Source organism: Streptomyces boninensis, from assembly GCF_048572725.1.
GTDB classification, from domain to species: Bacteria; Actinomycetota; Actinomycetes; order Streptomycetales; family Streptomycetaceae; genus Streptomyces; species Streptomyces boninensis.
This window is the reverse complement of record NZ_CP183837.1, coordinates 9,331,645-9,353,797: the sequence shown is the minus strand read 5'-3', so window position 1 is coordinate 9,353,797 and position 22,153 is coordinate 9,331,645. Positions and strand designations below refer to the sequence as shown.

The window sequence follows — 22,153 nt, the reverse complement described above, 5'->3', positions numbered from 1 at the left end:
GTTGACTATCACAACGGGGCCATTGCCGGAATATTGCGGGCGCCTTGCAGCGGATTCCTGAACAGCGGATTCAGTAGGACGGTGACCGCCGCGACCGGAAGCGCGGCCGGTCCAGCATGTGGGACCACGATCCGCTCCGGATCTTCGCTGACGTGCGAATGGTCGATCGCGGCCGCCCGTATCTCCTCCAGATAGCCGGGGTGGAGCACGCTCGACTGCTCGGTGATCACGACGAGATCGGGGTTCAGCACGTCGAGCAGCAGTCCGGTGGCCCGGCCCACCGCGCGGGCCCGCTCGCGCAGCAGCGAGTCGGCGCGCGGGTCGCCGGCCGCGGCCGCGTCCACCAGCAGCGCCGCGCTCGGCTCCGGGATCACACCGCGGGCGACGGCGGTACGGGCCAGCGCGGCATCCGATGCGGTGGCCTCCAGACAGCCCGTACGGCCGCAGCTACAGGGCGCGGCGCTGTCCGGAACCGGCAGGTGGGCCACGTCCCCGGCGCCGGCGCGGGGGCCGCGGTGCACGACTCCGGCGATGGCGACGGCGGCGTCCACGACGTTGCCGACGAAGAGGTGGACGAGGGACCGGCGGGCCGCGGCGCGGCCGAAGAGCAGCTCGGACTGGGCGACGGCGCGGGCGTGGTTGTCGATGCGTACGGGCAGACCGGTGTGCCGCTCCAGGACGCTCGCGAGGGGGAGTTGGCGCCAGCCGAGCGACTCGTGGCGGACGACCGTACCGGTGCCGGGGTCGACCCAGCCGCCGACGGCGGCGCCGACGCCGAGGTGCGGGCGGGCGGCGGTGCCGTGCTCGACGAGGAAGCCGGCGAGGGCCCCGCCGACCGCGTCCGGGAGCCGGTCGGCAGGGATCCCTTCGTGCCGGAACACCCGCCGCGCGAGCACCCCTCCGCGCAGGTCGGCGAGGCAGAACACGGACTGCGGCACCCCGATGTGCACGCCACCCGCGACCGGCCCGGCGGCTGCTCCGGCCCGCAGGTCGACGGGGATCTGCGGCCGTCCCACCCCGCCGCTCGGGCCTGCGCTGCCCGGCAGTTCGTGCAGGAGGCCGAGCCGCGTCAGGTCGGTGCACTGCCGGGAGACGGCGGCCGGGCTGAGCTCGGCGAGGCGGGCGATGGCGCTGCGGGCGACCGGACCGTGGTCGAGTACGGCGCGCAGCACGGCGGCGGCGTTGGCTTCGCGGCGGCGGTCGCCGGAGGTTCGGGTGCCCTGGGGGGCTGGGGACAACATGTCCCCAACATGCCCTGAACCACGGGATTCGGCGAGCATCGGCGGACGGAATACCGTCAAGAATGTCGGCAGTATTGCAGCCTCATGAAGGTGGCCGGGATAGCCTTGACGCCTTTCCGGGACCGGACCATGATCCTGGGCATGACCGCGATGATTCAGCCCCTTTCCGCGTGTCCTACCGCCGCCTGATTTACGGCCCTTGCCGCGGCATTCGCTGCACCCCAGCTCCAGTTATCCACTCCTCCCCACGCGGCTCGGAATTCTTTCCGCTCCGAGCAGAACCAACGAAGGGACCCACCCCATGACATCCGCACCCGCCAAGGACACCGTCACCGTGGAGAAGGTCGGCGGCCGCATCGGCGCCGTCGTCTCCGGCGTCCGGCTCGGCGGCGATCTCGACGCCGCGACCGTGGCCGCGGTCCGTAACGCCGCCCACGAGCACAAGGTCATCTTCTTCCGCGACCAGCGCCACCTGGACGCGGACGGCCACGAGGCCTTCGGCCGGCTGCTCGGCGACCTCGTCGCCCACCCCACGGTCCCGTCCGTGGACGGCCGTTACGCGCTCGGCATCGACAACGCGCACGGCGGCCGCGCCAACCAGTGGCACACCGACGTCACCTTCGTCCCCGCCTACCCGGCCTTCTCCATCCTCCGCGCCGAGGTCATCCCGCCGTACGGGGGCAACACCCTCTGGTCCAACACCGCCGCCGCCTACGCCGAACTCCCCGAGCCGCTGCGCGTCCTCGCCGACAGCCTGCGCGGCGTGCACACCAACGACTACGACTACGCGGCCATCCGCCCCGACGCCCCGTCCAAGGCGATCGAGCAGCACCGGAAGGTGTTCACCGCGGTCACCTTCAAGACCGAGCACCCGGTCGTCCGCGTCCACCCGGAGACCGGCGAACACACCCTGATCCTCGGCAACTTCCTGCAGAAGCTCTCCGGCTTCAACGCCCGCGACTCGCGCGCCCTCATCGCCGTCCTGCAGTCCCACGTCGAGCGCCCGGAGAACACCGTCCGCTGGCAGTGGCGCGCGGGCGACGTCGCGATCTGGGACAACCGCGCCACCCAGCACTACGGCGTCGACGACTCCGACGCCCACGAGCGCACCCTGCGCCGGGTGACGATCGACGGCGATGTCCCGGTGGGCGTCGACGGCCGCCGCTCGGTGCTGCTGGCACCTGAGTCGGTGCCGGAGCCGCGCTACGGGATCGCCTCCGGTGCTTCGACGGACGGCCGGGTGGCGGAGCACGCCGCCGCCTGACGCCCACGACCGCAGCTAGCCCCTGACCGGCAGGTCAGGGGCTAGCTGTTCAGGTAATGGTCGCCAATCGCCCGGAGCCGGCGGGCGCTCGCGTGCTCGGCCGTCAGCACGCGGGCGTTGCGCCAGAAGCGGTCCAGGCCGGGGGCGTCGGCGAGTTCCAGGACTCCGGTGGTGATGTGCAGCATGGCGTCGGCGGTCACGGACTCGGCGGTGGCCACGTGGAAGGTGACGGCCGTAGGTTCCTCGACGTCCACGTACGGCCCGGCGCTCAGCGCGCGCGACATCGCGTGCGTCGCCCGCTCGACGAGGGCGCCGGCGGTCTGCGCCGAGGCGGCGAGATCTCCGTACGCGAGGAGAAGGTCGGGATCATTGCCCGGGAGCCGCGTCGTCAGGCTGTTCCTGCTGAGGTCGCGGGCCTCCGCCAACGCGCCCTCGATGATGCCGAGGCCGACGTGACACAGGGCGAGCCGCAGCGCCGGCTCGGCGAGGGCGGTGCGCGGCGGGGTGGTCTCGTCGTCGTGCGGCCGGGGGCCGAGGATCTGCTCCGGCGATACGGGGATGCGGTCGAGGACAAGGGTGCCGGCGTCCGCGACGCGCTGCCCGAGGCGGTCGTGTGCGGGCTCACCGGTCATGCCCCGGTGGCTGCGCGGGAGGCGTATCACCAGGATGTCGCCGGTCGCGGCCGACACGGCGTCCACGACGAGCTGGTCGGCGACGGTCGCCGCCGTGTCCACCCAGCAGCTCCCGTCGAGCACCTGCCGGCCGTCGCCGGTGGCGAGCGTGAGGGTCGGCGCGGATTCGTCGGCGGCGATGGGGCGTACGGACCCGCTCCAGAGCCACTGCCCGCGAGCCGAGTCGGCGTCGATGGCGGCGGACCGGGGAGACGTGGCGTAGAAGCGGCTGCTCCAGGTGTGTACGTAATGCCGCGCGAGGATCTCGCCGACGGAGCTGTCCGCCGTCGCGATCTCCCGGATGGCGGCGCAGGCGGTCTGCCAGTCCAGTCCGTGCCCGGGTCCCGGCGGGGTGAGCGCGGCCAGCAGGCCGGCCTCGCGGAGCCGGGCGACCTCGTCGGCAGGCGGCTTGCCCGCCTGGTCGCGGGCGATCGCGTCGGTGGCGAGGTCGTCGGCCACTTCACGGGCGGTGCGCAGGATCTCCGCGGTCATGCGCTCGTGCTGGGCTCTGTCGTACGGTCGCCTTCGGCTTGGGCTGGGACGCTCGTTGGGGCGGCGGCCTGACGGCGGTGTTCCTTTACGGAGTAGCCCACGGCCGCGGCCCACAGTGCGTAGATCAGCGCGTACACCACCCACCGGGCGCCCTCCCCCGCCCCGACCCAGTCGCTCCGCAGCACCGTCCGGATGTTGGTGAGCACGATGAGACCGCCCACCGCGGAGCCGAGGATGCGCGGCGGCACGTGCCGTACGAGCCAGGCGGCGAAGGGTGCGGCGATCAGGCCGCCGAGGAGCAGGGCGAGGGCCCACTGGTAGTCGATGCCCTCGGAGCCGAGGCCGAACAGGAAGCCGAGGCTGGCCGCAAGCGCGACCAGGAACTCGCTGGTGTCGATGGAGCCGATGACCTTGCGGGGCTCCATCCGCCCGCTGGCGAGCAGCGCGGGCGTGCCCACCGGGCCCCAGCCGCCGCCTCCCGTGGCGTCGAGGAAGCCGGCCACGACGCCGAGCGGCGACAGGAACCGCTTCCGGAGCGGCTTGCCCAGATTGCCGGTGGGCAGGCCGCGGAAGGTGAAGCGGCCCAGCACGTACAGCCCGAGGCCGAGGAGGATCAGGGCCATCACGGGCTCTGCGGTCTCGGTGGAGAGATTCGACAGGACGGTGGCGCCCGCGAAGGCGCCGACAGCCCCTGGCACGCCGATCTTGGCGACGACCTTCCAGTCCACATTGCCGAACCGCCAGTGGGACACGCCCGAGGCGAGCGTGGTGCCGATCTCGGCGAGGTGCACGGTGGCCGAAGCGGCGGCGGGGTTGGTGCCGAAGGCGAGCAGGAGGGTGGTGGAGGTGACGCCGTACGCCATGCCCAGGCTTCCGTCGACCAGTTGGGCCCCGAGCCCGGCAAGTGCCAGCAAAATCAGCGTCTTCACGACCGCTTCTCCCCATCCCTAGTTTCCCCATCGGATTGATAGGGATAGTGGGCGGGAGTGGCCGAGATGACAAGTCGGCGTCCAGGAAATGGACGGATCCGTATCGCAATTCGAGAACGCCCTGGCCAGAACGATCAGGGAACGATTCAGGGAACGATTCAGGGATTGACCCAGGCCGCCGGGTCCTGCGCCAGCTCGTGTACGAAGCCGGGGAGCTGTCCCGCCGCGATGTCGGCGAGTGAGACGCCCTCCAGGATGTGGCGGACGTTCGCCCGCAGGGCGACCCACAGCGGCAGCAGCGACTCGGCCGGGCCGCCGTACGCCAGCTCGGGGGGCCGGACGCCGCGCACGGAGACGAGCGGTCCCTCGACGGCGCGGATGACGTCGGCGACGGTGATGTCGGCGGCGGGCCTGGCCAGCCGGTAGCCGCCGCGGATGCCGCGCTGGCTGACGACGAGCCCGGCGCGCCGCATGTCGCCGAGGATGCCCTCGAGGAACTTGTGCGGAATCTCCTGCGCGACCGCCATGGCCTCGGCCTTCATGGGCTCGGCGTGCTCCGCACCGGCGAGCAGGAGGGCCGCCCGCACGGCGTAGTCCGCCTTCGCTGAGATCCGCATGCGGGCATTATCGCGCAGGTCATGCACGCACGCGAATTCCTACAAACTTGATAGGGAAGCTTGACGGGCGGCGGCGTCCCGCCACAGACTGACCACATGCCCCTGTCGCAGCCGCCGCTCGTTCGCCGCAGGCACGTCGACTTCCGTCGCGTGGCCAGCGCGGTCTGCCGACCCTACTGAGACCGGACCCTGCGGGCGCCCGCGCCCTGCCCGGACGGACCCAGCGGGCCCCCGCGATTCGCGCGCCGCCGCTCGCCTCCGCTCACTCCACCCTTCTCCAGCCAAAGGGGCTCAACGTGACCATCACCCTCCCCGATTACGCACCTCCCGCCCGCGGCGACGCCGCCGTACGCATCGACCACGCGAGCCGCGTCGTCCACGTCGACGGCCGCGAACTCGACCTCACATACCTGGAGTTCGAGCTACTCGCCCACATGGTCGCCCACCCGCACCGGGTGCACACCCGCGACGCGCTCCTCGCCGGCATCTGGCAGTACACCTACGCCGGCGACGGCAGAACGGTCGACGTCCACATCGCCCGCCTGCGCCGCAAGCTGGGCCCCGCGCACCGGTCCCGCATCGTCACCGTCCGCCGGGTCGGCTACAAGTACGTGCCGGGCCTCGCGTAGCCATCAGAGCCGCATCGTGGTGAACAGGTTGGTTCCGTACGCCACGTCCACTTCCTTCCGGTCGGTCTCGGTGAATCCGACCTTGGCCAGCACACGGCGCGAAGCGGTGTTCCAGTCCCAGACCGTGGCCCACAGACGCTGGTACCCAGATGATCTCGCCCAGTCCACCACCGCCAACGAGGCTTCCGTCGCGTACCCCTGACCCCAGACTCGGCGCAGCAGCTCGAATGCCAGCTCCGGTTCCCCTTCCGATCCTCGCCCGCTGTCGACCAGCCCGCAGTAACCGACGACATCGCGAGCGCCCTTCCGCTCGACCGCCAACAGCCCGCTCGCCCACACCCGGCTGCCGCGGATCGAATCCTCGAGCTCTGCCACCGTGGGACGTCCGTCCGCGTCGATCCGACGGTGCGGCGGCACCCGCGGATCACGCTCGGTCCACAGCTCCCGCTGAACAACAGCCTCGGCCACTCGCCAAGGTCTGAGCAGCAGACGACTCGTCTCGAGTACAACCTCACTGCCCGAATCCGCGCCAACCGTCATGGCAGCAACCGTGTCACAGGTGAATGCACTGTCATGCCAAGGGCCAGGATGTCGCCATGGAGAAACGAAGTGCCGTTGTACGGCGGACGTATCACCCCCGGCGTGGTCAAGGTCGGCCAGGCTGGGTGCCGGCCCGGTTCCAGCGCTGGACCGACTCCCAGGTGGCCGCGGCCGGCTCCCTGCTCCGTTCCTTCCACGACGCCACCCGCGGCAGTCGGCTGGCCGGCGGGCATCCCGCGGTCTGCCACCACGACCCGGGACCGAACAACACTGTCTTCGCCGACAACATCGCGGTAGCCTTCATCGACTTCGACACCGCCGCCCCCGGTGATCCCATCGAAGACCTCGGCTACATGGCGTGGACCTGGTGCATCTCCTCCAAACCCACCGCTCCTCCCGCCACCGTCCAGGCCGCCCAGCTACGCGCCCTCGCCGACGCGTACAGACTCGACGAGCCCTCTCCCGCCTCATCGATGCCGCGCTCGACCGCCAGGCCCGCAACGCCAGGTGGTGGCACAGCCGCCTCGCGCACCTGCCCCCACGCGTCGCCGACGACCACACGATCGCCGAGCGCATCCGGTGGTCCGAGCAGGAGCACGCCTACACTTCGGCCAACCGCACAACCTTCGACACGGCCCTGGGCTGACAAGACGGCGTCAGGCTTCGCAGACGTACACCGTCGTGGTTCCTAGCGGCGCTGCCACTCCCCCGCCAGCAGTTCGTACGAGCGGACGCGGTCGGCGTGTGCGTGGGTGATTGTGGTGATGAGGAGTTCGTCGGCGGCCGTCGCCTCCTGGAGCCGCTCCAGGTCGTCGGCCACCCGCCGCGGGGAGCCGACGAATTGGGTTTCCAGGCGGTCCGCGACCAGCTCCCGGTCGGCCTCCGTCCAGGCGTGCGCGCGGGCCTCCTCGGGCGTGGGGTATTCGATCGCGCCCTCCGCCGTGCGGATGCTGCGCACCCACGCGGCGTAGCCGGTGGCGAGTTCGCGGGCCGACGCGTCGTCCTCGGCGACGACGACGTCGGCGGAGACGGTGACGTACGGCTTGTCCAGCGCGTCGGAGGGCTGGAAGGCGGCGCGGTAGCCCTCCACGGCTTCCAGCACCGTCGCCGGGCTGACGTGGTAGTTCGCCGCGAAGCGCAGGCCGTTTCGGCCCGCGACCTGCGCGGATTCGCCGCCGCTGCTGCCCAGGATCCACACCTCGACGTCCGCACCCTCGCCCGGCACCACGTGCGCCTCGACGCCCTCCGCCGAGCGGTACGTGCCCGCGAGCAGCGCGAGGATGTCATCGACCTGCTCGCCGTAATCCTGCGCCTCGGCGTGCGGCTGCCGCAGCAGCCCGCGCTGCAGGGCCACGCGGGGCGAGCCCAGCAGGTGCTCGTACGAGAATCGCTTCGGGATGCGCAGCCCGTTCGGCGTCAGGCCGTCGACGACGGGCGTGGTGGTCGGCGCCGGCCCGGCGGAGGACGCGGGCGGGCGGCCGCCGGAGCGGCCCAGGCCCAGGTCGATACGGCCGGGGTGGAAGGCGTCGAGCAGGCCGAACTCCTCCACCGTGGACAGCGCCGTCCGATGGCCCAGCTGCACCGCCCCCGACCCGAGCCGGATCGTGGAGGTCGCCGCGGCCGTCAGGGCGAGGACGACGGCGGGCGAGGTGCCGGCCACGCCCGGGTTGAGGTGATGCTCGGCGAACCAGTAGCGGCAATAGCCGAACCGTTCCGTCTGCTGCGCCAGATCGACGGAGTTACGCAGCGCCTCCGGCGCACTGGAGCCGCTCGATATCGGCACCAGGTCGAGGACGCCGAGCGGGATGCCGGCCGGGCGACTCACCGGGCGGCCGCCGCCGCCAGGTTGTGGGTGCCGCGGGCCGCCCGCCCGGCGTCGCGCTTGGCGACCTCCTCGCGGACGATCGGGATCACGTAACGGCCGAAGTCGATCGCGTCGTTCAGCAGGTCGTAGCCGCGCGCGGAGAGGATGTCGACGCCCAGGTCGTAGTAGTCGAGCAGGGCCTCGGCGACCGTCTCCGGGGTGCCGACGAGGGCGTTGGAGTTGCCGGCGCCGCCGGTGGCCGCGGCGGTCGGCGTCCACAGCGCGCGGTCGAAGCGCTGGCCCTGCTCGGCGATGGCGATCAGCCGCTGCGAGCCGGTGTTCTCCGGGGCGCCGGTGTAGCGGCGGAGGACCTTGCCGCGCCGCGACCGGTTGGCCTTGATCGCGCCGACCGTACGGTGCGCCTTTTCCCAGGCCAGCTCCTCGGTCGGGGCGATGATCGGCCGGAACGCGGCCTGGATCCGCGGGGTGTCGGCGCGCCCGGCCGCCTTCGCCGCCGCCCGGACCGTATCGATCTGTTCGGCGGTACGGTCGAGCGGCTCGCCCCACAGGCAGTAGATGTCGGCCTCGGTGCCGCCGGCGGCCAGCGCGGCGGGCGACGAGCCGCCGAAGGAGACGCGGGGGCGCGGCTGCTGCGCGGGTACCACGTCGCTGACGAAGTCGCGGAAGCGGTAGTACTCGCCGTCGTGGTCGAAGGGTTCGCGGGTGGTCCAGATCTTCTTGACGACCTCGATGTATTCGCGGGTGCGGGCGTAGCGCTCGTCCTTGGTGAGGATGTCGCCTTCGCGCTGCTGCTCGTGGTCGTTGCCGCCGGTGATGAAGTGCACCGTGAGCCGGCCGTCGCTGATCTGGTCGATGGTGGCGAAGGTCTTGGCGGCGTAGGTGGGGTACGAGACATTCGGCCGGTGGGCGAGGAGGATCTGCAGCTTCTCCAGGCGCGCCCCGAGATACGCGGCTCCGGCGGCCGGATCGGGCGAGCCCGCTCCGTACGCGAAGAGCACCCGGTCCCAGCCGTGCTCCTCGTGCGCCCTGGCCAGGCGCAGCGTGTAGTCCTTGTCGAAGGCGGGGCCGGAGCGGGGACTGGTTTCCGAGCCGTCATTGGTGGCGGCAATGCCAAGGAATTCCACGGGCATGGGAAAGCGACCTTTCGCAGGCGGTCGGAAAGGAAAGCACGCAAGGAGAATCCCATTCACCGATATGCGGCGCGCCCCGTCAACTCCCATCCGAATGCCGGGACATGCGCCCGGCATTCCGGTCTCCCGGGCTGAGACGGCGGGTCAGGCGGGCCTCGGCCGCCAGCCGGTTTCGCGTGCCCAGCGCTCGGCCGCCGTCATCAGTACAGTCGTGGCGGGGGCCTTGATCTGCCCGTTGTCGTAGATGTCCGGCACGCTGCGCGCCAATTGCTTCTTGAAGGCCTCCCACCCCTGCCGGGCCGTTTCGTCGGCGCGCAGGAAGTCGCGGAAAAGGAGCGCGAAGCGGGCGCCCGGGCCCCCGGCCCGGCGCAGGTGGACGTTGCACCGACGGGCACCGATCGGCGGCGCGAAGACCAGTTTCCGGCATTCCTCCCCGAAGGAGATCTCCGTACGATTCCAGGGCTCCGGCCGGCAGCGAAAGCCGATCGCGCCCATGAGCGCGATGTGCCGGTCCTCGTCGATGTCGTCGACCAGGACTTGGACGTCCACGCAGTCCTTCGCGGCCAGCCCGGGCACCGAAGTGGACCCGACGTGGTCGATCGCCCGGGCGTGGCCGCCGAGGGCACCGCGCAATGTCCTGGCCACCTGCTCGAAGTCCACCGCCCATTGCGGCTGATAGTCGAGCATGGCAACCAGACTTGGCTCATCGGGAAAAGGCATGCCCACCAGCATGCACGAGCCCCCCGTCAGGCGCGGAACGACAGCATCCCGCGCTTGTCCACGTAAATGGCCCGGTCGAGCCACTCGACCCGCTGGACGCCGTCGGTGCAACTGGCCGAGAGATCCTGGCAGTAATGGCCGGATACCTTGCCGGGTTCCGCGGTGAACACCTTCGGAAGCCGGTCGCACCGCGGGTCCACCGGCGCGAGGGGTCCCTCCGTCGTCCCGTTCTTGCCGGTCTCCCAGGCGAAGAGGTCGTAGACCGACCGCGCGGTGTGCACGGTCTTCAGCGGCCGGGCCGTGTAGATGAAGTCCTGGCTGAAGGCGCCGGCGCTGCCCGAGGTCATGCCCTTGCTGGTCACCTGCCACGGCACGGTGACGCCCTCGTACGACACGGTGCAGCGGACGGTCTCGCCGCGCGGCCGCATCACCTCGCCCGCACACTTCCCGGCGCCGGTCTTCCCGATGGACCCCGCCATCCGCAGCGTCTCCCGCCGCAGGTGGTTGAGCACCTTCTCCTCGGGCTCCGCCTTGAAGTCCGGCGTCGGGAGCACGTCCTCCAGCTTGGAGTCGATGAGGCCGGGATGCCGCTGGCTCGGCTCGATCTTCACCGGCCGCTTCTGGCCCTTGGCCGACGCGGGCTTCGGCTTGGCGTCACAGCCGCTGGGCTCGTCGGCGCAGCCGCCGGCCAGGGCCATGAGCGCGGCTACGGCGGGGATCACGAGACGCCTCATCCCACGGTCTTATCCGCCCGCGCGCGCCCGCACACCTGCGGCTCAGTAGCCGTAGCCGCCGCTGTCGTCGTCACCCGTGCCGCCGTCCGTCGATCCGGCTTTTCCCGGCACCGTCACGGCGTCAGGGCGGTCGACGGTGTCGAACTTCGCCGGGGCCGCGGCCTTGGCGCCCAGCGTCACGGGCTTCCAGAAGGCCAGGCAGCCCTTGGTGCAGATGATCTTGGAAGTCGACTCCTGGTCGGCGGTGTACAGCGTCATCCCGTGTGCGTCGCCGAAGACCTTGCCGGCATCCGAATCGCGCTGGGTCACCGCCTTCGCGGCGGCTCCGCCACCGCCGTCCCCGTCATCGCCTCCGCCCGAGGAGCAGCCGGCCGCGGCGAGCACCACCGCGACCGGTATCGCCGTCGCCATCACGAGGGTCCGCCGCCCGTACGAGCCGATGGAAGTGCGCATCACAACTCCGTTCCGGCACCACTGTGTTGTTCACGGTGCCTGCGTCGCGCGCTCTCCCGTACGTACCGGAGGGAGGGGTGTGTTCAGGTCTGGTTCTCGCCGCCGTCGACGTAGATGTTCGCGCCGACCACGTAGCTGCTCTGCTCCGACGCCAGGAAGGCCACGACTGCCGCGGCCTCCTCGGGCCGGCCCATGCGGCCCTTGGGCACGGTCGCGGCCACGTTCTCCTTGACGGCCCGGGCGGTCTCCTCGTCGCCGAAGGCGGCGGTGCCGCCGGGGGTCTCGATCCAGGCGGGCGAGATCACGTTGACCCGGATGCCGCGGCCCTTGAGCTCGGTGGACCACGTCCGCGCGAAGGACCGGACGGCCGCCTTCGACGCCGCGTACGCGCCGAATGCCTCGACTCCGCGATCACCGGCGGTAGAGCCGACCAGGACGACCGAGGCGCCGTCGTTGAGCAGCGGCAGCGCCTTCTGCACGGTGAACAGGGTGCCCCGGACGTTGACCCCGAAGGTCTGGTCGAAGTGCTCCTCGGTGGTCGCTTCCAGCGTCACGAACGCGCCGACCGCCGCGTTCGCCACCAGCACATCCAGACCCCGGCCGCGCGCCCGGACCGCGGCGTAGAGCCGGTCCAGGTCCGCCGGCTTCGCGATGTCGCCAACGACCGCGGTCGCCCGGTCCGCACCGATGGTCTTGACGGCGGCCTCCAGCTCGGACTCCCGCCGGCCGGTGACGAAAACATACGCGCCCTCGTCCGCCAGCCGCACGGCGGCGGCCAGCCCGATGCCGCTGCTGCCCCCGGTGACCACCGCCGTCTTGCCTTCCAGCTGTCCCATGTGAGTGTCTCCATCGCGCTATCGATGCCGAACCGTTCACCATCGAGAATGCGGGAGATCGGCGGTACTATCCATGATGCAGAGTCCGCCATTCTTTACGTATCGTCCAAGCTCCAGGAGGTGACCCCGGTGCTCGGCTTTCAGGATCCAGTGGCCGACGCGATCGGCCTGCTCCGCCCTCGCACCGTGATCGGGCCCAGCCTCTTCGCCACGGGAGAGTGGGCGCTGCGCTTCGACACCTTCCTTCATGTACGGGTCGGGGGCCTCGTGCGCGGCACGTGCTGGCTGATCCTCGACGGGCACGAGCCGGTGCTGCTGAAGGAGGGCGACACCTTCATGCTCGGCAACCCGCCGCCTTACGTGCTGGCCGGCACCCCCGACGCCCGGCCGCGCCCGGCGGAGCCGGTACTGGCGGGCGCCGAGGACGGGTTCGTACGGATCGGCCCGGAGTCCGCGGACGACCTGTACCTCTGCGTCGGGCACATCGCCTTCGACGACGACAACGCGGCCCTCCTGACCGATCTGCTGCCACCGCTCGTGATCGTCCGCGTCACCGATCCGCATGGCAGCCGGCTCGCGCAGCTCATCGACCTCCTGGCCAACGAGGTCTCCGTGCACGCGGCCGGCGGCCCGCTGGTGCAGAACCACCTCGCCCAGATCCTGCTCGTGCACATGCTGCGCGCGCACGCCGGCCAGACCGACCGGCCCACCGGCTGGCTGGGCGCGCTCAACGAGGACGGCATCGGCGCCGCGCTGCGTGCGGTGCACGCGGACGTGGCCCACTCCTGGACCCTCAAGGAGCTCGCCGGGATCAGCCACATGTCGCGGTCCGCATTCGCCCAGGCCTTCAAGAGCCATGTCGGGGTCCCGCCGCTGGAGTATCTGATCCACTGGCGTATGAGCCTCGCCCGCGACGCCCTCGCCCGCGACACGCTGTCGATCTCCGAACTCGCACGTGCCACGGGCTACCGGTCCGAGAGCGCGTTCAGCACCGCGTTCCGCCGCGTGGTCGGCGCCTCGCCCGCGCAATTCCGGAGCCAGGCACGGCAGTCGGCGCGGCGGTGAGCGCCGGCTCACTGCGCATGGATCGCCTCCAGCACATTCGCGCGGGCCGCGCGGCGGGCCGGCCAGATCGCGGCCAGGACGCCGATGACCAGGGCGAGCAGCGCGAAGAGCGCCAGCCGCGGCCAGGGCAGCACCGTCTCATACGAGCTCAGGCCGCCGCCCGCCACCCCGCTGTTGAGCCAGGCGAGGAAGACGCCGGAGCCGATGCCGAGCGCCGCGCCGAAGAGGCAGATGACGATCGACTCCAGCCGCACCATCTGCCTGATGCCGCGTCGGTCCAGGCCGATCGCGCGCAGCATGCCGATCTCGCGGGTGCGCTCGAAGACCGACATGGCCAGGGTGTTGATGACGCCGAGGACCGCGATCAGGACGGCCATGCCGAGCAGGCCGTACATCATGTTGAGGACGGTGTCGACGGAGCCGGCCTCCACCGCCACGATCTGCTCCTTGTCCTGGACCTGGAGCAGCGGGCTGTTGCCGAGGGCGGTGCGCAGCCGGGTCTGCAGCCGCTCGTCCGCCGCGTCGGCCTTGACGAGGATGGTGTCGAGCTTCTTGCCGGTGGCGTACGGCAGGACGTCGTCGAGGGTGCCGATGGCGTCGGTGACGGTCTTGTTGGGTTCGTAGAGGGCGACGACCTTGAAGGTGACCGGCTTCTGGCCGCCGGGTTCGAATTCGCTGCCGATGCTCCCCTTTACCGTGTCGCCGAGGGCGAGGTCGCGCTGCTGCGCCCAGTCCGTCGAAACGGCGATCCGGCCCGGGCCGATGTCGGTGAGCGAGCCGTTGGTGACGTGCAGGTCGGTGACGGCGGGCAGGGTCTTGGTGGTGACGCCGTTGATGATGCCGAGGCCGTCGTCGATCTCCAGGGGGGCCGAGGCGAGCGGGGCGGCCGTCGTGACGCCCGGCACGCGTTCCAGCTTGTGCACCGCGTCCGTGTCGAGGCCGCCGTCGAAGGTGGAGTTGGTGACCCGGTAGTCGGCGGCGTTGCCCGTCGTCACCTCGGCGGCCACCGCCCGCTGGGCGGAGTTCGCCGACACCGTGAGCCCGGTGATCAGGCAGAGGCCGATCATGAGCGCGGAGGCGGTGGCGGCGGTGCGGCGCGGGTTGCGCTGGGCGTTCTCCTTGGCGAGCTTGCCGGTGACGCCGAAGAGGGAGTACGTGATCCGGCCCGCGAGCCCCACGATCGGCCGGGACAGCAGCGGGGCCAGCAGGATCAGCCCGAGGAGGAACAGCCCGGCGCCGAACATAGCGATCATGAGCCCGGTCGCTTCGGGATCGTCCAGCGTCGTCACGTACACCATCACGAGCAGGCCGAAGCCTGCCAATGCCGCGCCGAAGGCGTTACGGAGCACCAGGCTGCGGGCCGGCGGCGGGGCGTCGACGGTGCTCATCGCCTCGACCGGGGCGATCCTCGCCGCCTTGCGGGAGGGCAGCCAGGCGGCGAGCACGGTCACCACGACGCCGACGAAGAGCGCGGCGAGGAGGGTGCCGGGTGCGATGACGAGCGGGCCCGAAGGGAGGCCCGCGCCGGCCGAGTTGATGATCGACGGCAGCACCTTCGCGATGCCGAGGCCGAGTACGAACCCCGCGGCCGAGGCGCCGAGGCCGAGCAGCCCGGCCTCGATGAGCACGGAGCGGACGACCTGGCGGCGGGAGGCGCCGACCGCGCGCAGCAGCGCGATCTCGCGGGTGCGCTGGGCGATGAGCATCGTAAAGGTGTTGGCGATGATGAAGACGCCGACGAAGAGGGCGATGCCGGCGAAGACGAGCAGCACCTGCGTCAGCGCCTTCGTGCTCTGCTCGGTCTGCGTGGCCTGCTCCTGCGCGAGCTCCGTGCCGGTGCTGACCGCCGCGCCCTCCTCGGGCAGCAGCTTCCGTACATCCGCGGCCAGCCGCGTCTCGTCCGCGCCGGGCGCCGCGCCGATCACGATCTCGTCGTAGTGGCCGGGGGAGACGAAGAGCCGCTGCGCGGTGGCGGTGTCGAGGAGCGCGAGGGTGCCGCCCGCGGTGACCCGGGGGTCGGTGGTGGAGACGAGACCGACCAGCTTCTTCTTCAGCGTGGGGCCGGTCGTGGCGAACCGTACGGTGTCGCCGATCCGGTATCCGGCCCGCTCGGCCGTCTTCGCGTCCAGCGCCAGCTCGCCCGCGGCGGCCGGGGCGCGGCCCTGCTTGACGGGATAGCGCGGGTCTTTCCCGTCCTTGCCGGGCGCGTAGTTGGCGGCCAGGTTCGCCCACGGGGTGTCGCCGCCGACCGGGTCGCCGTCCTTGGCGGCGAGGGTGGCGCTGCCGTTCACCGAGGGCCGTACGGAACCGGCGCCGGGAACGTCGCGGATCTTCGCGGCGAGCGCATCGTCCAGCGGGGTCCTGGTCTTGCCCGGCTCGGTCCGCGGTGCGTCCGAGGCGGCTTCGTACGCCACGGAGACCGCGACGCCGTCGAGGTTCTTGGCGGCGGCACCGCGCAGGGCGCCGCCGACGGTATCGCCGAAGACGAGGGTGCCGGAGACGAAGGCGACGCCGAACATGACGGCGAGCGCGGTCATGACCAGCCGGGCCTTGTGCGCAAGGACGTTGCGCAGAGCTGTTCGCAGCATGGGTGGATGCGTCCTGTGTGTGGGAGGGCGGGAGTGGGCTCAGCTGGTGCTCAGCTGGTACGGGCGACGGCGTGGCTCTCGAACCGCCGCATCCGGTCCAGCACCGCGTCCGCGGTCGGCGCCGCCACCTCGTCGACGATCCGCCCGTCGGCGAGGAAGATGACGCGGTCCGCGTACGAGGCGGCGACCGGGTCGTGGGTGACCATGACGACGGTCTGCTCCAGGCGGTGCACGGACTCCTTGAGGAAGCCCAGGATTTCGGCGCCGGAGCGGGAGTCGAGGTTCCCCGTCGGCTCGTCCGCGAAGATGATCTCGGGGCGGGAGGCCAGCGCGCGGGCCACCGCCACCCGCTGCTGCTGGCCGCCGGACAGCTGCGCCGGCCGGTGCCCGAGCCGGTCCGCGAGGCCGACGGCGCCGACCACGCGGTCCAGCCAGGCGCGGTCGGGCGCGCGGCCCGCGATGGCCGCGGGGAGGGTGATGTTCTCGGCGGCGGTGAGGGTGGGCAGCAGGTTGAAGGCCTGGAAGACGAACCCGACCTTGTCGCGGCGCAGCCGCGTCAGCTCCCGGTCCCCCAGTCGCGCCAGCTCCACCTCGCCGATCCGCGCCGAGCCCGCGGTGATCGAGTCGAGCCCGGCCATGCAGTGCATGAGCGTCGACTTGCCGGACCCGGAGGGCCCCATGATGGCGGTGAAGCGGCCGCGCCCGAACGCGACGTCGACGGCGTCGAGGGCGACGACGCGGGTCTCGCCGGATCCGTAGACCTTGGTGAGTCCGGTGGCGTGGGCGGCGGCGTACATCATGCTTGCTCCGTGAGGGGCCGGGCGGCCCGGATCCGGGCCGCGGTGACAAGGTGCGTCCAGCCTCGCCCCGCCGACCCGCCGGAATCGTCGGTCGGAAGGCGTGACTCGCGGCTCTGTCAAAGGGCAGGGAAGAGGGGCGCGCTCCTCCTTGGCGCCTCTTCCTTTTGGCAGAGGCGTCGGCATCCGGATCCCCCGCGAGGCGCACCGGACCAGCGCCTTCGCCCCCCGATACTGGAGGGCATGCCGTCCCTCCGTACCGCCGTCGCCGCGCCCGGCGAACACGGCCGCCTCCTGTGGCGGGCCGTCGCCGAGGCGGTGGGCGGCGGCATCCTCGCCGTCAGCACGTACGCGGCCATGGCGGGGCTGCAGAACGACTTCACCGCCGAGGCGCTGATCCCGCCGACGCTGCTGGCCATGCTGCTGCTCGTGATCCGCAGACGGGTCCCGGTCGTCTCGCTGCTCGGGCTGGCGGTGCTGCTGGGCGTGGTGCCGTATTACGGGCTGATCGTCGCCGTCACCGCGTACACCACCGCCCGCCGGCTGCCCGAGCCCCGCCGCCGCACCCTGCTGCTGCTCGGCGCGAGCCTGCTGACCATCGCGGCCGCGACCGTCAGCACCCCGCAGACCGGCCTCGGCAACCACACGTACGGGCTGGCGCTCGGCATCGTCCTCGCCGCCACGACGATCGGCGTGCCGGGTCTTGGCGGCATCACGGCCGGTCAGCAGGACCGGCTCGTGACCGCGCTGCAGGAGCGTACGGCCGCGGCGGAGGAGGCGCGGCGGCTCGCGGGCGATGCGTCGCGCAGCGCGGAGCGTACCCGGATCGCGGCCGAGATGCATGACCTCGTCGGGCACCGGCTCAGCCTGATCGCGGTGCATACGGGCGGCCTCGAACTGGCGCTGAGCGACCAGGAGCCCCGGCTCAAGGAGAGCGCGGCGCATGTGCGGCAGGCGGCCCGGGACGCGATGCACGAGCTGCGGCAGGTGCTCGGCGTGCTGGGCCCGTTCAGCCGCGACACCGGCACCGAGGCGCTCACCGACGCGACCGGCACGCGGACGGACATCGAGGCGCTGGTGGAGGAGTCGCGGGGCACGGGCACCCCGGTCTCGCTCGACTGGCAGGGGTCCGACCTGGACGGCCGGGACGCTCAGGTGCGGCGGGCGGTGCACCGGGTCGTACGGGAATCGCTCACCAACGCGCACAAATACGCCACCGGCGCGTCCGTCACAATCGCCGTCGTCCACACCGACGACGAGGTCACCGTCCGGGTGCGCAACGATTCCCCCGACTTCCCCGCGACCGCCCCCGAGCTGTCCACCGGCCGCGGCCTGACCGGGCTCCGCGAGCGCGTCGAGCTGCTCGGCGGCAGCCTCGACGCGGGGGTGCGCCCGGAGGGCGGCTTCCAGGTGCAGGCCGTCATGCCGGCGGTGCCGGACCCGGCGGGCGCCGGGCGCCGCTCCACTCCCGCGGCCGCCCTGGGCAGCGGGGCGACGGCACTGTCCGGGATGCAGCATCGCGTCGGCAGCGTCCTCACGGCGCTGCTCGGGCTCGCGGGCGTCGCGGTCACGATGATGTTCGGCGTGATCCTGGTCGAGCAGGCGGCGCGGCCGCAGCCGGTGTACGGCAAGCCGGAGCAGATCCGGGTCGGCATGTCGAAGCAGCGGGTGGAGGAGCTCAGTTACGGCGACCAGGACGCGGTCCGCGCGGCGGCGCGGGGCCGCGAGCCGGCGCGGCCGGAGGCCGCCACGAGCTGCATGTACGCCTTCAGCCCCGACGAGGAGGAGCTGGCGGCGAAGGGCCGCTTCGGCATCGCCCGCTACTGTTTCCGCGCCGACACCCTCATCAAGATCAACCGCTTCAGCGTGCCCATGGTCAACGAGCCGGGGACCGCAGCCACCCCTGGGGAGAGCCGATGACGACGACGGTCCGCGTCCTGCTCGCCGACGACGAGGAGATGATCCGGCGCGGCGTGCAACTGGTCCTCAGCCACGCGGAGGGCATCGAGGTCGTAGCCGAAGCGGCGAACGGCGAGGAAGCAATCGCGCTGGCCGCGCAGCACCACCCCGACGTGGCGCTGGTCGACATCCGCATGCCGGTCCTCGACGGCCTGACCGCCGCCCCCCGCCTGGCCGCCCTCGACCCGGCGCCGGCGGTGGTCATGCTCACCACCTTCGGCGACGACGAAAACGTCGTCCGGGCACTGCGCGCGGGCGCGGCCGGCTTCCTGCTCAAGGACGAGGGCCCGCAGGAGCTGATCAGCGCGGTCCGCGCCGCGGCGGCGGGCGACGCGGTGTTGTCCCCCGGCGTAACGGGCGCGGTGATCAACCGCATGCTGCAGGGCACAGCCCCCGCAGCCCCGCCCGCGCGGGGAACCACCCCACCGGACACCCGCCTCTCCACCCTCACCGACCGCGAACGCGAGGTCCTGACCATGCTCGGCCAGGGCTTGTCGAACCAGGACATCGCCCTCCGCCTGGGCATCGGAGTGGGCACCGTGAAAACCCACATGGCGGCAATCCTGGACAAGACCCAGACATCCAGCCGCGTCCAAGCGGCCCTGCTGGCCCATCAGTCGGGCCTGATCGGTTGAGTGTGCCGCGCTCGCACCGCACGGTCGCGCGGACTGTCACGCCGTCGGGTGAAGCTCCCCGGTGCCCCGCTCGCCGAGCTCTTCCAGGCCCGGGATCGGGTCGCCGCAGGGCGAGTGTGCCGGGCCCTCCTCGGTCAGCTCCAGGTGCCGGTCGCCGGTGACGTGCAGCAGGCCGTCGCGCTCCATTCTGGCGGCGGTCTGACTGACGGTCGGGCCGCTCTGGCCCAGGCGCTCGGCGATGCGGGCGCGGATGGGGACCACGCCTTCTTCCTCAAGCTCCAGGATGGTGCGCAGATACATCTGCGGGGTGTCGATGAGCCGGGACATGCGGCCTGTCAGGCGGGGGTTTCGGCGGTGGCGGTCAGGACCGCGCGGCCGAGGATGTGGCCGGACATGGTGAAGCCGAGGTAGGCCGGGGTGCCGTCGGCCGGCACGCCGATCCCTGCGACGTCCAGCGCGTGCACCACGATGAAGTAGCGGTGCGGGCCGTGTCCGGGCGGCGGCGCGGCGCCGATGTAGCGGGCGGCGCGGGCGTCGTTGGGCAGCTGGAAGGCGCCCGCGGGCAGGCCTGAGCCGGTGTCGTCGCCGGCGCCCTCGGGGAGTTCGGTGACGGTGGCGGGGATGTCGGCGACCGCCCAGTGCCAGAACCCGGACCCGGTGGGGGCGTCGGGGTCGTAGACGGTGACGGCATAGCTCTTGGTGCCCTCCGGGGCTCCGCTCCAGGACAGCTGCGGGGAGATGTCCTTGCCGCCGGGGACGCCGGATATCCCGGAGAGCTGCTCGGGCGCGAAGGCGGCACCGTCCGTGACGGTGGTGCTGGTGACGGTGAAGGAGGCCGCCTCGGGGAGGCGGGCAAAGGGGTCGTTGGCGCTCAAGGCGTAGATCCTTTCTGACGGTGACGCAGGGAGTGGGCCTCCCTGGCCGTTGGATCGACCATAACACCAATAATCGATTATCTGCAGCGTCGTCTATGATGGCGCCATGACGCAGACGGCCCTTACCTCGACCTCACCGGGGAAGCAGATGCTCTCCGAGCAGGCCTATGGACACCTTCGCGACGCGATCATGCGCGGCGACTACGCCCCCGGTGACGCCCTCAAACCGCACGACCTCGCCAAAGAACAGGGCGTCAGCCTGGCCGTCGTGCGCGAGGCGCTGGTACGACTGGTCGGCGACGGCCTCGCCGACCGGCTGCCCAACCGCGGCTTCGCCGTCCCGCACGCCTCCGACCGCCGCTGGCAGGAGATCGCCGAGGCCCGCCGGACCATCGAACCGGTCCTGCTGCGCATGGCCATCGAGCGCGGCGACGTCGACTGGGAGGCCCGCGTACGAGCCGCCCACCACCGCCTGGCCCGCACCCCGCCGTACCTGCCGGAGGAGGGCGAGCACTACAGCGAGGCCTGGTCCGAGGCCCACCGCGCCTTCCACCGCACCCTGCTGGAGGGCTGCGGCAACCCGGTCCTGCTGGAGACCTTCGACCGGCTGTGGACCGCAAGCGAACTGGCCCGCCGCTGGTCGGCGAACCGCACCCCCAACCGGGACGGCGCCACCGAACACCGCCGCCTGGAGGAGGCGGCCCTGTCCCGCGACGCCGACACCGCCACCGAGGTCCTGACCCAGCACCTCACGCAGACCGCAGCCGGCCTCACTGCGGAAGCCGAGTAGGGCAGCGCCCTGCGGTTGTCACGACCCTTACTGGAGTTGGTTGTTGCGGTCGATCTCCTGCATGTGTGTTTCGGCCCAGAGCCGCAGGGCGGCGAGCGGTCCTTCGAGGGAGAGGCCGAGTTCGGTGAGGCGGTAGTGGACGGCGGGCGGCACGGTGGGTTCCACTCGGCGCGTGACCAGGCCGTCGCGGGCCAGGCTCTGCAGGGTGACGGACAGCATCTTCTGTGAGATGCCGGGGATACGGCGCCGCAGTTCCGCGAAGCGCAGCTCGTCCGGAGCCGCCTCGGCCAGCACCTTGACCGCCATCGACGTCCACTTGGTGCCGATCCGGTCGAGCAACTGGCGGGTCGGGCAACGCGGATCCAGCAGATCACCCCGCTCGCCGGGCCGCCTCGATGTGGTCACTCCGGGCTCACCACCTGAAGGGAAAGTGCCGTCTTGGACGGACCAGGATAGTTCATTAGCGTGACCTGGTAACCAAACCGCACCACCCCTGGAGCCCTTCCATGCCCGAGCTGCGGCGCATCCCCGTCAACGGCGTCGAACTCAACGTCGCCCTCGCCGGATCGGGCCCGCCCGTCCTGCTCCTGCACGGCTTCCCGCACACCTGGGAGTTGTGGACGGACGTCATGGCCGACCTGTCCGGCCGCTACCGCGTCATCGCACCGGACCTGCGCGGGTTCGGCGCCAGCAGCCCGGCCCCCTCCGGATACGACGCAGGCACCCTGGCCGAGGACGCCGCGGCGCTTCTCGCCACGCTCGGCGCGTCCTCGGCCGCGGTGGTGGGCATCGACGCGGGCACCCCGCCGGCCTTCCTCCTCGCCCTGCGCCGCCCCCATCTCGTCCGGCGCCTGGTCGTCATGGAGTCCCTGCTGGGCAGGCTGCCCGGCGCCGAGGACTTCCTCGCCGACGGCCCGCCGTGGTGGTTCGGCTTCCATGCCGCCGCACCCGGCCTTGCCGAGACCGTGCTGGAGGGCCACGAGGCCGCCTACATCGACTGGTTCCTGCGCGCCGGCACGCTCGGCGACGGGGTGCGACCCGCCCTCCGGGATGCTTTCGTCCGCGCCTACACCGGCCGCGAGGCTCTGAGCCGCGCTTTCTCGTACTACCGGGCGCTGCCCCAGAGCGCGCTGCAGATCCAGCAGACGGTCGCCACCGCCCGCCTGACGGTGCCGACGATGGCGGTGGGCGCCCAGCCCGTCGGTGCGGCACTGGAACGCCAGCTCCGCCCGATCACCGACGATCTCACCGGACACGTCATCGAAGACTCCGGCCACATCATCCCGCTGCACCGTCCGCGCGCCCTGCTCACGCTGCTGCGCCCATTCCTGGCCAGTGAGGACGCGAAAGCAACGTGAGCGGG

Annotated in this window: 23 protein-coding genes and 2 pseudogenes; 9 read left to right on the top strand and 16 right to left on the bottom strand. The window is 71.8% G+C overall.

Annotation, left to right across the window (positions count from 1 at the left end):
* Positions 1–8 precede the first annotated feature (8 nt).
* Complete coding sequence (locus tag ACNNMR_RS42140; RefSeq protein ID WP_420000042.1) at positions 9–1,241, bottom strand: ROK family protein; 1,233 nt, start codon at positions 1,239–1,241, stop codon at positions 9–11.
* Positions 1,242–1,542: 301 nt separating this feature from the next.
* Between ACNNMR_RS42140 and ACNNMR_RS42135 the strand changes: the two genes are divergently transcribed.
* A complete protein-coding gene (locus tag ACNNMR_RS42135) occupies positions 1,543–2,505 on the top strand; it encodes a TauD/TfdA dioxygenase family protein (RefSeq protein ID WP_420000041.1) in 963 nt (320 codons plus the stop codon).
* Between the two features lie 41 nt (positions 2,506–2,546).
* Here ACNNMR_RS42135 and ACNNMR_RS42130 read toward each other — a convergent pair whose 3' ends face one another.
* The 3 genes from ACNNMR_RS42130 to ACNNMR_RS42120 form a co-directional block, all read right to left on the bottom strand.
* A complete protein-coding gene (locus ACNNMR_RS42130) occupies positions 2,547–3,668 on the bottom strand; it encodes an acyl-CoA dehydrogenase family protein (RefSeq protein ID WP_420000040.1) in 1,122 nt (373 codons plus the stop codon).
* The gene (locus tag ACNNMR_RS42125; RefSeq protein ID WP_420000039.1) at positions 3,665–4,597 is read right to left on the bottom strand and encodes a sulfite exporter TauE/SafE family protein; all 933 of its coding nucleotides are present in this window, start codon (positions 4,595–4,597) and stop codon (positions 3,665–3,667) included. The genes ACNNMR_RS42130 and ACNNMR_RS42125 overlap by 4 nt, the downstream gene beginning before the upstream one ends.
* Before the next feature lie 158 nt (positions 4,598–4,755).
* Positions 4,756–5,214 carry an RrF2 family transcriptional regulator gene (locus tag ACNNMR_RS42120; protein WP_420000038.1) on the bottom strand — a complete coding sequence of 153 codons (459 nt, stop codon included), beginning with the start codon at positions 5,212–5,214 and terminating at the stop codon, positions 4,756–4,758.
* A gap of 96 nt (positions 5,215–5,310) precedes the next feature.
* Here ACNNMR_RS42120 and ACNNMR_RS42115 point away from each other — a divergent pair, with 96 nt between their 5' ends.
* Positions 5,311–5,394, top strand: coding sequence for a putative leader peptide (locus tag ACNNMR_RS42115; RefSeq protein ID WP_420000654.1), 84 nt, complete (start codon positions 5,311–5,313; stop codon positions 5,392–5,394).
* A gap of 140 nt (positions 5,395–5,534) precedes the next feature.
* A pseudogene (locus ACNNMR_RS42110) lies at positions 5,535–5,843 on the top strand (winged helix-turn-helix domain-containing protein); the annotation flags it as partial.
* 3 nt (positions 5,844–5,846) lie between these two features.
* On the opposite strand, the gene ACNNMR_RS42105 reads toward ACNNMR_RS42110, so the two are convergent.
* Positions 5,847–6,383, bottom strand: a complete 537-nt coding sequence (locus ACNNMR_RS42105) for a GNAT family N-acetyltransferase (protein ID WP_420000037.1) — start codon at positions 6,381–6,383, stop codon at positions 5,847–5,849.
* A gap of 23 nt (positions 6,384–6,406) precedes the next feature.
* Between ACNNMR_RS42105 and ACNNMR_RS42100 the strand changes: the two genes are divergently transcribed.
* On the top strand, positions 6,407–7,075 hold the full coding sequence (locus tag ACNNMR_RS42100; protein WP_420000036.1) for a phosphotransferase: 669 nt from the start codon (positions 6,407–6,409) through the stop codon (positions 7,073–7,075).
* Here ACNNMR_RS42100 and ACNNMR_RS42095 read toward each other — a convergent pair.
* The 6 genes from ACNNMR_RS42095 to ACNNMR_RS42070 form a co-directional block, all read right to left on the bottom strand.
* Positions 7,072–8,208, bottom strand: coding sequence for an MsnO8 family LLM class oxidoreductase (locus tag ACNNMR_RS42095; protein ID WP_420000035.1), 1,137 nt, complete (start codon positions 8,206–8,208; stop codon positions 7,072–7,074). The two genes, ACNNMR_RS42100 and ACNNMR_RS42095, sit on opposite strands and share 4 nt — an antisense overlap.
* Entirely contained in the window at positions 8,205–9,338 is a 1,134-nt protein-coding gene (locus ACNNMR_RS42090; RefSeq protein ID WP_420000034.1) for an LLM class flavin-dependent oxidoreductase, read from the bottom strand. The genes ACNNMR_RS42095 and ACNNMR_RS42090 overlap by 4 nt, the downstream gene beginning before the upstream one ends.
* Positions 9,339–9,482: 144 nt before the next feature.
* Positions 9,483–10,025, bottom strand: coding sequence for a GrpB family protein (locus ACNNMR_RS42085; RefSeq protein ID WP_420000033.1), 543 nt, complete (start codon positions 10,023–10,025; stop codon positions 9,483–9,485).
* Positions 10,026–10,084: 59 nt separating this feature from the next.
* Entirely contained in the window at positions 10,085–10,792 is a 708-nt protein-coding gene (locus ACNNMR_RS42080) for a hypothetical protein (protein ID WP_420000032.1), read from the bottom strand.
* 42 nt (positions 10,793–10,834) lie between these two features.
* Complete coding sequence (locus tag ACNNMR_RS42075) at positions 10,835–11,245, bottom strand: hypothetical protein (RefSeq protein ID WP_420000031.1); 411 nt, start codon at positions 11,243–11,245, stop codon at positions 10,835–10,837.
* A gap of 83 nt (positions 11,246–11,328) precedes the next feature.
* Complete coding sequence (locus ACNNMR_RS42070; RefSeq protein WP_420000030.1) at positions 11,329–12,081, bottom strand: SDR family NAD(P)-dependent oxidoreductase; 753 nt, start codon at positions 12,079–12,081, stop codon at positions 11,329–11,331.
* A gap of 120 nt (positions 12,082–12,201) precedes the next feature.
* Between ACNNMR_RS42070 and ACNNMR_RS42065 the strand changes: the two genes are divergently transcribed.
* On the top strand, positions 12,202–13,146 hold the full coding sequence (locus ACNNMR_RS42065) for an AraC family transcriptional regulator (RefSeq protein ID WP_420000029.1): 945 nt from the start codon (positions 12,202–12,204) through the stop codon (positions 13,144–13,146).
* A gap of 8 nt (positions 13,147–13,154) precedes the next feature.
* Here ACNNMR_RS42065 and ACNNMR_RS42060 read toward each other — a convergent pair whose 3' ends face one another.
* Together ACNNMR_RS42060 and ACNNMR_RS42055 are read right to left on the bottom strand one after the other, a co-directional pair.
* The gene (locus ACNNMR_RS42060; protein WP_420000028.1) at positions 13,155–15,734 is read right to left on the bottom strand and encodes an ABC transporter permease; all 2,580 of its coding nucleotides are present in this window, start codon (positions 15,732–15,734) and stop codon (positions 13,155–13,157) included.
* A 50-nt stretch (positions 15,735–15,784) separates the two neighbouring features.
* The gene (locus ACNNMR_RS42055) at positions 15,785–16,534 is read right to left on the bottom strand and encodes an ABC transporter ATP-binding protein (RefSeq protein WP_420000027.1); all 750 of its coding nucleotides are present in this window, start codon (positions 16,532–16,534) and stop codon (positions 15,785–15,787) included.
* Between the two features lie 240 nt (positions 16,535–16,774).
* Between ACNNMR_RS42055 and ACNNMR_RS42050 the strand changes: the two genes are divergently transcribed.
* Together ACNNMR_RS42050 and ACNNMR_RS42045 are read left to right on the top strand one after the other, a co-directional pair.
* Positions 16,775–18,451 carry a sensor histidine kinase gene (locus ACNNMR_RS42050; RefSeq protein WP_420000026.1) on the top strand — a complete coding sequence of 559 codons (1,677 nt, stop codon included), beginning with the start codon at positions 16,775–16,777 and terminating at the stop codon, positions 18,449–18,451.
* Complete coding sequence (locus ACNNMR_RS42045; protein WP_420000025.1) at positions 18,448–19,125, top strand: response regulator; 678 nt, start codon at positions 18,448–18,450, stop codon at positions 19,123–19,125. Before ACNNMR_RS42050 ends, ACNNMR_RS42045 begins: the two co-directional genes overlap by 4 nt.
* 66 nt (positions 19,126–19,191) lie before the next feature.
* Here the strand turns inward: ACNNMR_RS42045 and ACNNMR_RS42040 are convergent.
* Both ACNNMR_RS42040 and ACNNMR_RS42035 read right to left on the bottom strand, forming a co-directional pair.
* Positions 19,192–19,452: pseudogene (locus tag ACNNMR_RS42040) on the bottom strand (metal-dependent transcriptional regulator); the annotation flags it as partial.
* An 8-nt stretch (positions 19,453–19,460) separates the two neighbouring features.
* Positions 19,461–20,000, bottom strand: coding sequence for a YbhB/YbcL family Raf kinase inhibitor-like protein (locus tag ACNNMR_RS42035; protein WP_420000024.1), 540 nt, complete (start codon positions 19,998–20,000; stop codon positions 19,461–19,463).
* Positions 20,001–20,106: 106 nt separating this feature from the next.
* On the opposite strand from ACNNMR_RS42035, the gene ACNNMR_RS42030 reads away from it, so the two are divergent.
* Positions 20,107–20,790, top strand: coding sequence for a GntR family transcriptional regulator (locus ACNNMR_RS42030; protein ID WP_420000023.1), 684 nt, complete (start codon positions 20,107–20,109; stop codon positions 20,788–20,790).
* A 27-nt stretch (positions 20,791–20,817) separates the two neighbouring features.
* On the opposite strand, the gene ACNNMR_RS42025 is transcribed toward ACNNMR_RS42030, so the two are convergent.
* The gene (locus ACNNMR_RS42025; RefSeq protein ID WP_420000022.1) at positions 20,818–21,195 is read right to left on the bottom strand and encodes a winged helix-turn-helix transcriptional regulator; all 378 of its coding nucleotides are present in this window, start codon (positions 21,193–21,195) and stop codon (positions 20,818–20,820) included.
* Between the two features lie 101 nt (positions 21,196–21,296).
* Here ACNNMR_RS42025 and ACNNMR_RS42020 point away from each other — a divergent pair, with 101 nt between their 5' ends.
* Entirely contained in the window at positions 21,297–22,148 is an 852-nt protein-coding gene (locus ACNNMR_RS42020) for an alpha/beta fold hydrolase (RefSeq protein ID WP_420000021.1), read from the top strand.
* The last annotated feature ends 5 nt before the right edge of the window (positions 22,149–22,153 follow it).